This is a genomic window from Halorubrum sp. SD41 (assembly GCF_058630335.1).
Genome location: NZ_JBZVGZ010000023.1, coordinates 20,945 through 34,623, shown reverse-complemented (window position 1 = coordinate 34,623; position 13,679 = coordinate 20,945). Strand labels below are relative to the sequence as shown.

Annotated in this window: 13 protein-coding genes; 4 read left to right on the top strand and 9 right to left on the bottom strand. The window is 69.2% G+C overall.

The window, feature by feature from the left end; all coding sequences use genetic code 11:
* Positions 1-71: 71 nt before the first annotated feature.
* Positions 72-2,870, bottom strand: coding sequence for a DNA-directed DNA polymerase (locus tag AC4NMM_RS11755; protein WP_096394060.1), 2,799 nt, complete (start codon positions 2,868-2,870; stop codon positions 72-74).
* A 102-nt stretch (positions 2,871-2,972) separates the two neighbouring features.
* On the opposite strand from AC4NMM_RS11755, the gene AC4NMM_RS11750 reads away from it, so the two are divergent.
* Genes AC4NMM_RS11750 through AC4NMM_RS11740 form a run of 3 tightly spaced genes read left to right on the top strand, consistent with a single transcriptional unit; the run spans position 2,973 to position 4,131 of the window.
* Complete coding sequence (locus AC4NMM_RS11750; protein ID WP_004599863.1) at positions 2,973-3,146, top strand: DUF7331 family protein; 174 nt, start codon at positions 2,973-2,975, stop codon at positions 3,144-3,146.
* 41 nt (positions 3,147-3,187) lie between these two features.
* Positions 3,188-3,640 (top strand): DUF7322 domain-containing protein, encoded by a 453-nt coding sequence (locus tag AC4NMM_RS11745; protein WP_096394059.1) that lies wholly within the window; start codon positions 3,188-3,190, stop codon positions 3,638-3,640.
* Positions 3,641-3,666: 26 nt separating this feature from the next.
* Positions 3,667-4,131, top strand: coding sequence for a DUF7346 family protein (locus tag AC4NMM_RS11740; RefSeq protein WP_096394058.1), 465 nt, complete (start codon positions 3,667-3,669; stop codon positions 4,129-4,131).
* 281 nt (positions 4,132-4,412) lie between these two features.
* Here AC4NMM_RS11740 and rad50 read toward each other — a convergent pair whose 3' ends face one another.
* From rad50 to AC4NMM_RS11720, 4 genes are all read right to left on the bottom strand, one after another.
* Entirely contained in the window at positions 4,413-7,106 is a 2,694-nt protein-coding gene (gene rad50 / locus AC4NMM_RS11735; RefSeq protein WP_491924334.1) for a DNA double-strand break repair ATPase Rad50, read from the bottom strand.
* The gene (gene mre11, locus AC4NMM_RS11730) at positions 7,103-8,530 is read right to left on the bottom strand and encodes a DNA double-strand break repair protein Mre11 (protein ID WP_491924333.1); all 1,428 of its coding nucleotides are present in this window, start codon (positions 8,528-8,530) and stop codon (positions 7,103-7,105) included. The genes rad50 and mre11 overlap by 4 nt, the downstream gene beginning before the upstream one ends.
* Positions 8,527-8,922 carry a DUF7966 family protein gene (locus AC4NMM_RS11725; RefSeq protein WP_491924332.1) on the bottom strand — a complete coding sequence of 132 codons (396 nt, stop codon included), beginning with the start codon at positions 8,920-8,922 and terminating at the stop codon, positions 8,527-8,529. The genes mre11 and AC4NMM_RS11725 overlap by 4 nt, the downstream gene beginning before the upstream one ends.
* 85 nt (positions 8,923-9,007) lie before the next feature.
* Entirely contained in the window at positions 9,008-9,271 is a 264-nt protein-coding gene (locus AC4NMM_RS11720; protein ID WP_096394054.1) for a helix-turn-helix domain-containing protein, read from the bottom strand.
* Between the two features lie 192 nt (positions 9,272-9,463).
* On the opposite strand from AC4NMM_RS11720, the gene pan1 reads away from it, so the two are divergent.
* Positions 9,464-10,681 (top strand): proteasome-activating nucleotidase Pan1, encoded by a 1,218-nt coding sequence (gene pan1, locus AC4NMM_RS11715; protein ID WP_096394053.1) that lies wholly within the window; start codon positions 9,464-9,466, stop codon positions 10,679-10,681.
* A 63-nt stretch (positions 10,682-10,744) separates the two neighbouring features.
* On the opposite strand, the gene AC4NMM_RS11710 is transcribed toward pan1, so the two are convergent.
* The 4 genes from AC4NMM_RS11710 to AC4NMM_RS11695 form a co-directional block, all read right to left on the bottom strand.
* Positions 10,745-10,876: a hypothetical protein gene (locus tag AC4NMM_RS11710; RefSeq protein WP_269459576.1), complete on the bottom strand. Its 132-nt coding sequence runs from the start codon at positions 10,874-10,876 to the stop codon at positions 10,745-10,747.
* Between the two features lie 89 nt (positions 10,877-10,965).
* Positions 10,966-12,141 carry a DHH family phosphoesterase gene (locus AC4NMM_RS11705; protein ID WP_096394052.1) on the bottom strand — a complete coding sequence of 392 codons (1,176 nt, stop codon included), beginning with the start codon at positions 12,139-12,141 and terminating at the stop codon, positions 10,966-10,968.
* Positions 12,142-12,265: 124 nt separating this feature from the next.
* Positions 12,266-13,168, bottom strand: coding sequence for an NAD-dependent epimerase/dehydratase family protein (locus tag AC4NMM_RS11700; protein ID WP_491924331.1), 903 nt, complete (start codon positions 13,166-13,168; stop codon positions 12,266-12,268).
* Entirely contained in the window at positions 13,165-13,617 is a 453-nt protein-coding gene (locus AC4NMM_RS11695) for a DUF5791 family protein (RefSeq protein WP_491924330.1), read from the bottom strand. The genes AC4NMM_RS11700 and AC4NMM_RS11695 overlap by 4 nt, the downstream gene beginning before the upstream one ends.
* Positions 13,618-13,679: the final 62 nt, after the last annotated feature.

The window sequence follows — 13,679 nt, the reverse complement described above, 5'->3', positions numbered from 1 at the left end:
GCAGATCGACCAAGAAATTTTCTCTCAATCGAAAACTGCTTTCGACGGGGCGCGTTTCGCCTCGCCGTCGGTCACATGAACGAGCCGAGCCCGGTCTGCTCTTGGCCCGTCTTGACTTCCTCCCACGACATGCCGAGCGCCTCGATGACGCGCTCGATGGGGCCTTTCAGGGTCTTGTCCAGCATCTTCTCCCAGTCGACCTCGAACTCGTCGGGGACCTGGTCGGCGTACTCGAAGCAGATCACGTCCGGGTCGCGCTTGAACTCCCCGTACAGTCGGTCCCGCTGCGGGTCGAGCCCCTCTTCCTCTTCCATCCGCGCCCAGAAGTCGGGGTGGACCTTCTCGATGTACAGCCGCTTCGGCTTCGACCCGCTCCCGAAGTTGGTGCCGAGCATCATGTTGGCGTACTTCGCGCCGCGGACCTGCGCGGTCGGCGTGTCGTAGGCGTCCAGCTTCTTGCCGATCCCGCCGGGGATCCCGATCTCGTCGAGGTCCACGTCGCCGTCGAGCACGCGCGCGATGACGTCCACGAGGTACGCTTTCACCTCCTCCATGTCCTCGTCGATGTCGTCGCCCGTCACGATCGTCTCGATGACGTTCTGCTGGACCTCCTTCGTGATGCCCGCGATGTCCGAGCGCTTGTACTCGAAGCCGGTAATGTCGATGTCGTCGACGTCTTTCCCCTCCTTCCAGACGATGTGGCCCGCGTACCGCTTCTTCTTACCCGCCTGGAAGAACCGCCGGTAGAGCTTCTCGAACTCGATCTCGAAGCGGTGCTCGTCGGCGTTGAGTTCCTCGCGCGCGAAGTCGTCGTAGCGCTCGTTGATGTGGTCCGCTATCTCGAAGGAGGTCTCGATGGCATCTTCTTTCGACAAATCACCGAGTGAAAGCATGACGCTGTCCGTATCTCCATATGTTACTTCTCTGTTAAGTTCGCTGGTCACGTCGGCGGTGAATGCGATCACCTCGCGGTTGGTAGACGTGACGCCAGCGCTCATCTCACGGTCGTATAGACGGAATCGATCCCATCCAAAAACGCCGTACAGGCTATTCATCAAAACCTTGACAGCTCCCTGCTGGCGGTCGTACTGCTCGTACGCCTCGGTGCCCGGATCGTGTTCGTTCCGGAGCGCCTTCTTCTCCTCGCGCTCGTCGAGCAGTTCGTTCACCATCTCCCGGATGATCCCGTCCGGCTCCTTCCGGAAATGGACACCCGTCGGGGTCTGGTACGTCTCACCGTCGTACTCGTTGGGATCGACCTTCGTCTCCGGTGAGGCGTTGATCGTCACCATCGACATGGGGTAGAGGCTCTTCAAGTCGAGCACGCTCACCATCTCGCGGACTCCCGAGATCGGGTCGAACACCGCGCCGCCCTCGAACTCCTCGGCGTCCTGCTGTCCCTTCGAGGGAAGCGCGAAGTTGCCGTACGCCATGTGGAGCACGTACATGTCGACCGCGTCGCCGGGCGTCGTCGCGTCCTCCAGCTTACAGCCGACGATCTTGCGGGCGTCGTCCCAGAAGGCGATCACGTCCTGCGCGCGGTCGATCTCGACGCAAAGCTCCACGTCGCGGATGCTGTACTCCAGCAGGCGCTCGGGGTCCTGCTCCCAGAGGTCGCCGATGTCGCCCGTGTAGCGCTCCTTGCCGACGCCCAGCTCGCGCTCACCGACCGCGTCAAGGCGGTACGACTCCAGTTCGGTGAACATCGTGCGCTTGTAGGCGTACAGCAGGTCGAAGACGACTCGACCTTTGATGTCGGGACCCCCCCAGCCGGAGCGCCACACCTCGCCGATCCGGGAGAGTCGGTCGACGGAGAGGTCGTACTCGCTCTCCTCGTCGAGTACCTCCATCCGATCGAGGAGGTACGGCGCGTCGAAATCCTCGAAATTCCACCCAGTCATAACGTCTACGTCGGTTTCTCGGATGTATTCGACAAACGCGTCGAGCATCGCGGCCTCCTCCTCGAAGGTGCGGACCTCGAAGTTGAGCTCCTCGCCGTCGCCGACGATCCCCTCGTAGTCGGGGAGGTCCTCGGGCGGCGGGACCTCGGCCTCGGGCGCGTCGTACAGCCAGACGACGTACTCGTCGTCGTAGGAGTCGTGGCTGGTGAGACAGATGATCGGCTCCTCGCCGTCCTCGGGGAAGCCGCGCCGGTCGTCCACCTCGATGTCGAAGGTGTTCACCCGCATCTCGGCGTCGACCTCGGCCGGTTCGAGGTGGCCCTCGTGGACCTGGATCGTCCCCTCGCCGTCGTCGAGCCGCCGCTCCTCGACGCGGATCCCGCCGTTGAGCCCGTTGTCGATCAGAAATCGGTTCGGGAAGAGGATGTCCGCCTCGAAGCTGGTCGCGAAGTCGTCGCGGATGTTCCCCACGTCGCGGGGCGTCCGGGTGACGATCCGGGTGAGCGGCTCGCCGCGGATGCTCTCGTACGGCTCGCCGTCAGGGTTCTCCTCCCGGGTCCCGATCACCACGTCGTACTCCTCGACGGGGTCGCGGTCGAGGTCGGCCGTGGGGACGTAGAAGTACGGCTCGACGCCCAGCACGCGGAGGTGTTCGACGACGTCGTGGTCGGCGTCCTCGACGTGCTCCGCCGGCCGCCGGCCGAACACGTGGACGACCGGGTACTCGTCGCTGCCGTACCCCTCGACGGCGTAGTCGATCTGGGTGATCATCAGCTCGACGGTTCCGGTCGACTCCGGGAACTTCGCCTCGTCGACGTCGACGACGTCGCTGACGTGGCCCCGCCCGCCGCCCGCGACGGCGGCCGCCTCCTGGGCGGCCAGCTCCTCCCGTTCGGTGTCCGTGTCGCCGTCGGCCTCGCCGCCCGCGTCCCCGGTCGACGAGAAGTCCGACAGCCCCGACTGAGTCATATCCGTCCTTCGGCGTCACCCGGCTAAAAAACTCGGCTTTCGGGTGCGGCGAGGTATCCCGCCACGGAAAGGCATATAATGTGTGACGACTTACCACGGTCCATGTCTTCGGACCCACGTTCCGAACCCCAGGCGGCTCGCCCGGCCGACTCCGACGCGGTCGACGCCGAGGTGGAGGCGTACGAAGACGACGGGAACGTGGTGCTTTTCGACGCCACGAACCCCCTCGCGTGGGTCGAGGCGAGCCGAACGGTTCGGCTCGCCGACGCGGTCTGACGGACGGAACCCCTTTGCCCCGGCACGGCGTACGTCCGGGCGTGTTCAGCCTCGACGAGGACGACGAGGGCGAGATCTCCGTCGGCGAGAGCTCCGACGCCGAGCGGGAGATGACGCCCGAGGTCCCGAAGGCGCCCTCCGTGAAGACGTTCGACGACGGCGGCGACTTCGAGGGCGCGAGCGACGTGGACCGGGGGACCCTCCGCGCGTTCGTCGTCGCCGTCGTCTACGCCAACGCCGCCGTCCTCCTCGTCGCGCTCGGCCCGATGGTGTGGTTCTTCGAGGGCTGGTCGCGGGTCGGTCCGGCGCTGCTCGTCGGCGGACTCCTCGCGGGCGTTCGAACCTACCAGACGTACCGGGCGTGGGAGCGCTCGCGGGACGAAGTGGACGAAGACGCCGAGGCCGAGGCAGACGCCGAAGACGCCGAGGCTGAAGAGAACGCCGAGACCGACGAGGACGACTTCGACCCCGACGCGACACGCCCGGAAGCGTAATGTCCACGGGCCGCCCCTTTTCCACCATGCAGACGGTCCGCGACAGCGACGGCGAGACGTACCTCCTCGTGAAGCGCTCCGCCGAATCCAGCCGCGTGCGGGACCCGGCCACCGGCGCGGAGCGGTACGTCGACAACGAGGAGATCAGCGTCGTTGACGGCGAGTCGCCGCTCGCGACCGCCGCCTCCGGCGTGCCGGAACCGGTCCGCCGGACGCTCGGCGCAGTTCGGGACGACCGGTCGCTCGGTCTCCTCGCTGTGGTCGTCGATGAGGGACCGATCGCCGCGGTCGACCTCCTCGACGCCGCCGACATGTGCGAGTCCGACCTCCACGGGACGCTCACAGAGTTCCGCGCGGCCGGATTGGTCGACGAGGCCGAGGTCGCGGGGCAACGCGGCTACGAGGCGACCCCTGTCGCGGTCGAGGCGTTGGGACTGCTACGGGGCGAGGCGGACGAGGGCGACGGGGTTGGTGAGGACGACGGCGACTGACCCTCTATTTATAAGTACGAGCCGCAGCTGTTCGCGGTCGTTCGCGTCCGTATCCTCGATCGGTCGAGCGTGAGCCTCACGCCTCCCCAGCCTCGTCGGGCGCTTCCTACGGGCTCCCTCCGGTCGCCCTCGTCGCGCCCGACTCCCTCGCGCGGTGCTGCTCGCGCCGACGTGGAGGGGCGGGCTGACGTCGCCGTCCCTCTCGGCGGCGGTGTCGCCGCGGACTTCTACGGTTCCTGCCGTCGTCTGTTGTTTATAAAAGGACCCGGCGCAGCGGTGGCTCAGTCGTCCGCGAGCGAGGCGACGTCGAGGTCCGCCGCGTCCTCCCGGCGGACCGTCGAGCGGTTCGAGCGCGGGTCCTTCTCGACGGTGACCAGCTCGTCGGCCGCGCCGACCAGCTCGTCGTCGTGGCTCACGATGACGATCTGACGCACGCCGAACCCGCGCATCTCCTCGACGAGCCGGACGAGCCGGGAGACGTGGCCGGAGTCGAGGAAGACGGTCGGCTCGTCGAGGATGAGCGGCGGGGTCGGCGCCGCGCCCTCGATCCCCTCGGAGAGCAGCCGGTAGATCGCGCAGCGCAGCGAGAGGTTGAAGAGGGCGCGCTCGCCGCCGGAGAGCTGCTCGGGGTCGAGCGGCTCGCCGTCCTTCTGGTAGACGGTGAGGACGTACTCGCCGTCGAGCTCGATGTGCGAGTAGGCGTCGTTGCCGTAGACGAGCTCGAACGTCTCGTTGAGGGTGCGCTCTAACTCGGCCACGTTGCGCTGGCGGAGCTCCGCGCGCAGGTCGCCGTACATCGTCTCCAGCTCGCTCGTCTCCTCGTGGAGCGTTTCGAGCGCTTCGACGCGCTCGCCCAGCGCCTCGCGCTCCTCGCGGAGCCCCTCTAACTCGCTGAGCTCGCCTTTCACCCCGCCGATCGCGTTCTGGAGCTCCTCCCGCCGCTCGCCGAGGCGGTCGAGCTCCTCGGCGACCTGTTCGAGGTACTGTTCGGCGTCGGCCTTCCGCTCCTTCGCGTTCTCGACTGCGGCCTCGTCGACGGCGTCCGCGAGCTCGTCGCGGCGCTCGCGCTTGTCGGCGAGCCGATCGCGGCGCTCGTCGTTCACCTCCTCGAGGTTCTCCCGCTTCTCGCGGCGTCGCTCGATCTCGTCTTCCGCCTCCGCGATCGCGGACAGGCGCTCTTCGATCGCCGTCACCGCCTCGCGGGCGTCGTCGATCTCCGACAGCGACGCCTCCAGCTCTTCGACGCGCTCTGCGGCTTCCTCCGCCTCGTCGCGCTTCTGCGCGGCGACCTCGCGGGTCTCTTCGGCCTCCTCTCTGAGACCGGCCGCGCGCTCGCGCTTCTCCTCGGCCGACTCCCGCTTCCGTTCCGCCTCCTCGCGCTTCTCTTCGACCCGCGATTCGAGGGTGTCGACCCGCTCGTCGATCTCGTCGAGCCGGTCCGCGGCGCTCGCGAGCTCGTCCAGCTCCGCGATCCGCTCGTCGAGGTCGTCCTCGCGCTCGCGGGCGTCCTCCAGCTCCGATTCGAGCTCCGCGACGCGCTCACGATCCTCCTCGATCCCGCTGGCGTGCGGCGAGTCCTCGACCGGCTGCCCGCACTCGGGGCACTTCCCCGCCGCGAGCAGCTCCTCGGCCTCTCCGACCCGCTCGCGGGCGTTCTTCACCTCCGCCGAGAGCTCGGCGATCCGCTCCCGGACCTCGCCGCGCTCGTCGCGCAGCGCGTCCCGCTCCTCGCTGACGCCGTCGCGATCGACGTCGGCGTCGGCGGCCGCGATCCGCTCGCGGAGTCCGTCGGCCTCTTCGCGGAGGCCCGCGACCGACGACTCGGCCTCGTCGGCTTCCTCGGCCGTCGCCTCCGCCTCGTCGGCGAGGTCGTCGGCCTCGGACTCGATCTCCGCGGCGCGCTCGGTGCGATCGTCCGCCTTCCCGGCGAGGTTCGTCGCCTGGTTCCGGAACGCCTCGGCGCTCACCCGCTCGTCGTCGAGCTCGTCCCGAATCTCCGCCTCCCGGTCGTCGAGTTCCTCGCGGCGGTCGGCGATCGCTTCCTCGCTCGCGGCGTCGAGGCCGGCGTCGTCGAGCCGGTCGGCGATCGCGGCCTCGATCTCGTCGATCCGCTCGCGGGCCTCGCGGATCGCGTCGCGGTGGTCGTCGCGCTCGCGCTCGGCCTCGCGGATCGCGGCCTCGATCTCGTCGATCTCCCCTTCGACCGACTCCAACTCTTCCCGCTTCTCGGCGTGGGTCTCGAGCGTCTCCGCGGCCGCGTCGCGCGTCTCCTTCGCCTGTTCGCGCTGGCTCTCGTACCGATCGATATCCTCGTCGACCTCGCCGAGTTCGCTCTCTAACTCGTTGAGTCGTCCGTGGAGGTCGCGGTCCTCCTTCGCCGCGATCTGCTCGTCGAGCTGGTCGAGCCGCCCGCGACGGTTCTCCAGCACGTCCTCGACGCCGAGCCGTGCGTCGCCGGCGCGCTCGCGGTACTCCTCGAGCTTCCCTAACTGAAGCAGGTCGTCGATCGTGTCCTGTCGCTCCCGCGGGGTGGCGTTGATGAGCTTGTTCACCTCCCCCTGCCGGACGTACGCGCAGTTGACGAACGCCTCGGCGTCCATCCGCAGCAGCTCCGTGACGAACTCGCGGACCGCTCGGGCGCCGTCACGGGTCACGTCGCTCCCGTCGGTCGACTCGAGCGTACACTGGTGGTCGATCCGGCCGTCGTAGGACTTGAGCCGCCGCTCGATCCGGTAGGAGACGCCGTCGTGGGTGAACCACAGCTCGACCTCCGTCTCCTCCTCGCCGTTCGTGATGACGTCTTCGAGGGTGCCGTCGAGCGCCTTCGACCCGTACAGCGCGAAGAAGCAGGCCTCCAGCAGCGACGATTTCCCGCTGCCGTTGAGCCCGTGGATCACCGTGACCCCCTCCGTCAGCCGCAGGTCTGCGTCGCCGTACGGCTTGAAGTTCGCGAGGCGGACGCGGTCGAACTTCACAGGTAGTCCTCCATGGAGACCTGCCCGTCGGTCGACGCCGGATCGGGGTCCGTCGCCTCCGTGGGTTCAGGTTCGGTGTCCGACTCGTCGGTGTCCGATTCGTCCGGGTCAGGGTCGGCCGCGTCCGACTCGTCCGACTCGGATTCGTCGGTGTCCGCCTCCTCGGCGTCCGGCTCCTCGGCGTCGTCTGCCTCTTCGCCGTCGCCCGCTTCCTCGCCGCCGTCCGCCTCGTCGCCACTCTCGCTGTCGTCCGCCTCCTCGGCGTTGACGGCTTCGGCGTCCGACTCGACCGGCTCGAACGCGCCGAGCTCCCCCTCCTCGTCGAGCCGCTCCTCGACCCGCCGTTTCACCGTCTCGCGGACGTTGGCGTCGGGGACGGTGTCCTCGCGAACGGCGCTTTCGACGTCGCGCGCGGCGGTCGACAGCGCCATCTCGTCGAGCCGGTCGCGGACCGCGTCCTCGGGGTCGGCGAAGCTCACGTCGACCTCGCCGTCGGCGTCGACCTCGCGTCTGTCCGTGACGCGCGCGATGAGCGCGCCCTCGTCGTTGGCGAACTCCTCGACGGCCGCCGGCGTCACCGGGTCGCCCGCGCCGGTTATCTCGACGTGGACCACCGCCTCCGCGAGGTCGTACTCGCGAACGCGCTCGCGGACTCGGGACTCGCCTTCCCCCTCGCGCAGTTCGACCGAGACGAAGACGAACGGGCGCGTGTCGAGCGCGCGGCGCCGGATCTCGACGCGGTCGTCGCCCCCGGCCGCGTCGGCGTCGAAGACGACGAGGTTGTAGCCGCGCCCCTCGCGCTCGCTCGCGCTCGCGCGCTCTGTCGAGCCCGGGTACGTGACCCAGGTGCCGGCGACCTCCGCGGTGTCCGGCGTGTGGTTGTCGCCGAGGAGCATCGCGTCGAAGTCGACGTCGCTCTCGGTGAGCACGGTCTCCGTGTCCCAGTCGGCGTAGCCGAACGGCTCGAAGAGCCCGTGCGCGACGAGCGCCGCGTACTCTGCGTCGTGGTCGGCGAACGCGTAGTCGAGGTCGTCGCGCCGCGAGACGGGGACGTGGTCGAGCCCGTAGAAGGCGGCCTCGCCCACGACGACCGGCTCGTCGCCGAGCCGGGTCGCGAGCCCGAGCCGCTCGAAGAGATCGAGCCACTGTCCGCCTCGGGTCGACTCGTGGTTGCCGACGACCGCGAGGAAGGGGATCCCGGCGTCGTCGAGCCGGCGGAGGACGGAGATGGTCCCCATCAGGTCCCGCAGTTCCGGCCGGCGGTCGTGGAAGAGGTCGCCCGCGTGGACGACGGCGTCGACGCCGTCGTCGACCGCGTCGTCGACCACGGACTCGAACGCGTCGAGGAAGTCCTGGCGTCGGACCGGCGAGTGGTACTGCGAGTACCCGATGTGGGTGTCGCCGGTGTGGATCACCCGTGTCATCTGTCCGCGTCTTGGCCGGTGTCCGGCTTAGGGATTCCGGGGCCGGAGCGGAAGTGGTCGCGGTCGGCGTCGCGATCCGGTCGGAGGTCACCGTCCCTCTCGTCGCCGTCGCGCTCGTCGCCGTCGCCCGCCGCTGCCCGCCGGAACTCCCGATACTCGGCGAGCGCGTCGCGTCCGCGCTCGGCGGCGGCCTCGTCGCCCGCGCGGTCCGCCGCGTCGACCGCGTCCGCGAGTCGGTCGAGCCCGACGGCGTCGACGAACCCGGCCGCGCGCCGGAGATCGGTTCGCGCGGCGTCCGCCTCGTCGATCACGGCGACGTACGGGCGTCTCGCGGTGTCGGTGCGCGTCGCGAGCGCGGCGAGGGCGCGCTTGACGGCGGTAGTCGAGACCACGGGCCGACTGGCGCGCTATCGGATATAAACCGTCGCGGACGGCGCCGCTCCACGCGGCCGCGAGCGGTCGCCCGGGCGCGCCCGTTCAGATCCCCAGCGAGTACAGCCGCTTGCGGGCGTCGGTGAAGGAGAACCGGGAGTCGACGACGCCCTCCTCTTCGAGCCGCGACAGCGCGTAGCGGACGGTCCGCGGCGGGAGCAGCGTCTCCTCGGCCAGTTCGCTCTGCGTCAGCGTGTCGTTGTAGTCTAACACCTTCGCGACTAGCTTTGCGCTCGGCGGGAGGTCGCGAACGGCCGCCCAGCGGTCCGCTGCTCCGTCGTCGGTGGTGACGGCGTCGGTCGTGCTCATGCGTACTTCGATCGTACCAATGCCGGGTAATAATATTTACTATCCTATTTAATTACTATTGGGAATTAAATTGCCCCAACCGACCGAATCCGCCCGGACGCAGACCGCCGCCGTACGGCGTCTCGTTGGCGGAACGCCCCCGTCGTGCCCCCACCCGAAGCCTCTTATCCGCGAGACGCTTTAATAAACACAATGAGCGACACGGTCGACGACGTCGATATGCCCTACGACGAGGGAGCGGCGTCGAAACAGGAGAAGATCGACTCCTTACAGGAGCGGCTCGACGTCTTGGAGTCCCAGAACGAGGAGATGCGCGACAAGCTCCTCGACGCCAACGCGGAGAACAACAAGTACCAGCAGAAGCTCGAACGGCTCACCCACGAGAACAAGAAGCTGAAGCAGTCCCCGCTGTTCGTGGCGACGGTCCAGGAGATCACGCCCGACGGCGCGGTGATCAAACAGCACGGCAACAACCAGGAGGCGCTCACCGAGATCACCGACGAGATGCGCGAGAAGCTCGACCCCGACGACCGCGTCGCGGTCAACAACTCGCTGTCGGTGGTCAAGAAGCTGGAGAAGGAGACGGACGTCCGCGCCCGCGTCATGCAGGTCGAGCACTCCCCGGACGTCACCTACGCCGACATCGGCGGGCTCGAAGACCAGATGCAGGAGGTCCGCGAGACCGTCGAGATGCCCCTCGAACACCCCGACATGTTCGAGGACGTGGGCATCACGCCCCCGAGCGGCGTGCTGCTGTACGGCCCGCCGGGCACCGGGAAGACGATGCTCGCGAAGGCCGTCGCCAACGAGACGGACGCGACGTTCATCAAGATGGCCGGCTCCGAGCTCGTCCACAAGTTCATCGGCGAGGGCGCGAAGCTGGTCCGCGACCTGTTCGAGGTCGCCCGCGAGAACCAGCCCGCCGTCCTGTTCATCGACGAGATCGACGCGATCGCCTCGAAGCGGACGGACTCGAAGACCTCGGGCGACGCCGAGGTCCAGCGGACGATGATGCAGCTGCTCAGCGAGATGGACGGCTTCGACGAACGCGGTGAGGTCCGGATCATCGCCGCGACCAACCGCTTCGACATGCTCGACCCCGCCATCCTCCGCCCCGGCCGCTTCGACCGCCTCATCGAGGTGCCCAAGCCGGAGACCGAGGGCCGCGAGATCATCTTCCAGATCCACACCCGCAACATGAACCTCGCCGACGGCGTCGACTTCGCCGAGCTCGCCGAGCTGACCCCGGACGCCTCCGGCGCCGACATCAAGGCGATGTGTACCGAGGCCGGGATGTTCGCCATCCGCGACGACCGCACGGAGGTCACGCTCGACGACTTCCTCGAAGCCCACGAGAAGCTCAGTCAGGACGAGGAGACGAGCGCAGACGACTCGCTGGCGTTCGCCTGATCGGGTCGCCGTCGCTCCGCTCCGGGAGCCGTCGCCGACTCGCCTTTTCTCCTTCGACCGCCCTCAAAGCGCCGCGACCGCGAGGTACGGCAGGAAGAAGATCAGCAGGAACACCAGCCCGACCGCGAGGGCGTAGCCGGCGCCGACGCCGGCGAGCGCGAGCCACCCGTCGTCGAGCGCGTCAGCGACGTCCATGCCCGAAGGACCGCCGCCCGGAACTTAAATCCGCACGCTCGCGTCCGGTATGGCCGCCTCGGTTCTCCGTTCCGCCGCGCCGGTCCCGGTCACACGTCGCCCGCCATCGCCCGGAACAGCCCGTCGGCGAGGGCGTCGCGGTCGACGGTCTCCGGCTCCCCCTCACCCGTGGGGTCGACCTCCGGCTGGATCGTCCCGCCGCCCATCCGGGAGTGGCCCCCGCCGTTCCCGTTGTCGACGTCGTCCAACACCGCCGCAATCGCGTTGCCCATGTGGACCCGGTCGTCGCGCGACCGGCCCGAGAGGTGGACGGTCCCGTCCCGCTCGCCGATCACCACGACGGCGCTGACTCCCTCCAGCTGGATCAGCTCGTCTGCCGCCTGCGGGATGGCGTCGACGTTGTTCACGCCGCCGACGTCGGCGACCCCGAACGACCCCTCGATGCGCCGCCCCGCGATCGCCCGGGCCTTCACCTCCAGCACCTCCGCGTCGACCGCGGGGTTCGCGATGCGGTCGAGCCGGTCTTGGTCGACGCCGGGGTAGAGGTAGGCGGCCGCCGCGAAGTCGGGCTCGCTGGCGCCGACGGTGAGGTGTTTCGTGTCGGCTAAGATTCCGTACAGCAGCCCGGTCGCCGTGTCCGTCGACAGCGTCAGGTCGCTCGCCGTCTCGCTCGCGTGCTTGTCGGGGGGGACGGGAACGGCGTCGTTGTCCTGAAAGTACTCGGCGACGACCGACGCGGTCGCGCCGTAGTCGGTCCGCACGTCGGTGAACGACTCGCCGGCGCCGTCCCCCGGGTGGTGGTCGACGACCGCCGTCGGCAACACCCCGTCCGCGCCGGCGAACCCCCGCGGCTCGTTGTGATCGACCAGGACGACCGACTCCGCCGCGAGGTCGCTCACGTGTTCGATCGGGTCCAGTTCGAGGTCGAGGACGGTCCGGAACGCCCGGTTCTCCTGGTGACGGATCTGGCCGGGGTACTGGACGGTCGCGTCGACGTCCACTTGGGCGGCGAGCGAGGCGACCCCGACCGCGGCCGACATCGCGTCGGGATCCGGGTTCGGGTGCATCAACACCGTAATCTCGTCTTCGTCGGCCAGCAGTCGCCGGAACCGCACTCCCGGCGTCCGCCGGGACCGCAGCACCACTACCCCGGCCGCGACGGCGATCAGGACGACGAGCGCCACGGCGACGGCGAGTTCGGGATTCTCCCGGGCCATGGCCTCCGCCTGCGAGAACCGATCGCCGACCCCGCTCATCGCTCGCATGGGTAGTGGCGAATCGCTCCCGACACATGAAGGTTCGTTACCGTTCCGACGGAGCGGAACCGACGGAATTCGGTCGTTTCCGGGCGGTTACACACCGAACCGGCCGTCGTCCGGCCGGGGCGGGCTACTCGGTCCGCGCCCGGTACGCGCGCACGGCGTCGCGGTACCCCGACCGGAACGTCGGGTGGACGAACTCGTAGCCCAGCTCGCGGAGCAGCGCGTTCGAACACCGCTTGCTCGTTCGAATACGGCGCTCGGCGGCCGCGGAGAGGTCGCCGGCCGCGATCCGCTCGTCCTTCGACAGCTTCTCCGGCCGCTGGACGCCGCAGGCGTCGGCGAGCCAGTCGGCGAACGCGTGCTTGTCGACCGGTTCGTCGTCGACGACGAGGACGACGCGGTCGCGAGCGCGATCCGTCTCCAGGAGGTGTCGGATCGACCCCGCGGCGTCCGCGCGGTGGACCATGTTCAGGTAGCCGGCCGTCACCGGCCCCTCCACGTAGCGCTCCAGCCGGTACCGGTCCGGGCCGTACAGCCCCGCGAACCGGACCACGGTCCCGTCTATTCCGGCGTCGCCCGCGCGCTCGGTCGCGATCCGTTCGGCCTCGGCGAGGACCCGGGTCTTCTCCGTGGTCGGATCGACCGGCGTCTCCTCGTCGACCCAGCCGCCGTCGTGGTCGCCGTACACGCCCGTCGAGGAGGTGTACACCAGCCGATCCGGCGGCGAGGACCGCGAACCGTACTCGTCGACGACGTTCGCGAGCCCGTCGACGTATACTTCCCGCGCCGCGTCGGCGCCCCGCCCGCCGGAACTGGCCGCGAAGACGACCGCGTCCGCGTCCGGGAGCGTCGAGAGCGACGCCGGATCGGTCGCGTCAGCCCGGACGGCCTCGACGTCGGGACCGACGGCGTCGACCGCGTTGAGCCCGTCGTCGGACCGCCGGACGCCGGTGACGTCGTGGCCGCGTTCGGCGAGCTGCTCCGCCAGCGTCAGCCCGACGTAGCCGCAGCCGACGACGACGACCCTCATGGCTTCCGGCGCTCGATGACCGCGAGGATCTCGGCGAGCTGGCCGAGCGTCATCGCGGTCCGCCCCTCCAGCGCCTGCTGAACCTCCTGGCCGGTGAGGTCGGCGTCGATCTTCGCCGCGATGGCGTCGACGTCGAGGACGGCGGTCGCCATCCCCATCAGCAGGTGGTCGCGCACCTCCGCCACCATCGCGTCGGCGTCGCGGCCCGGGTCCGCTGCCGCGAGGACGGCCGCTCCGTCCGCGAGCGAGAGCGCGGCGACGTCCCCGTCGCGGGCGGCGCTCGCGTCCGCCTCGGTCAGTCCGATCTCGTCGACGAGCCGGTCGGTGTCGATCGCCGCCGCCGCCTCCGTTACCATCGCTTCGAAGGCGGCGAGCAGATCCGCCGCCGCCGGCTCGTCGGCGTCGACGTCGGGTCCGGCTCCGCGGCCGTCGACGACCTCGTGGAACATACCGCCACTCGGTCGCCGCGTCTCAAAACGCCTGCGGTCGGAGGCGTTCCGACCGTTCGACG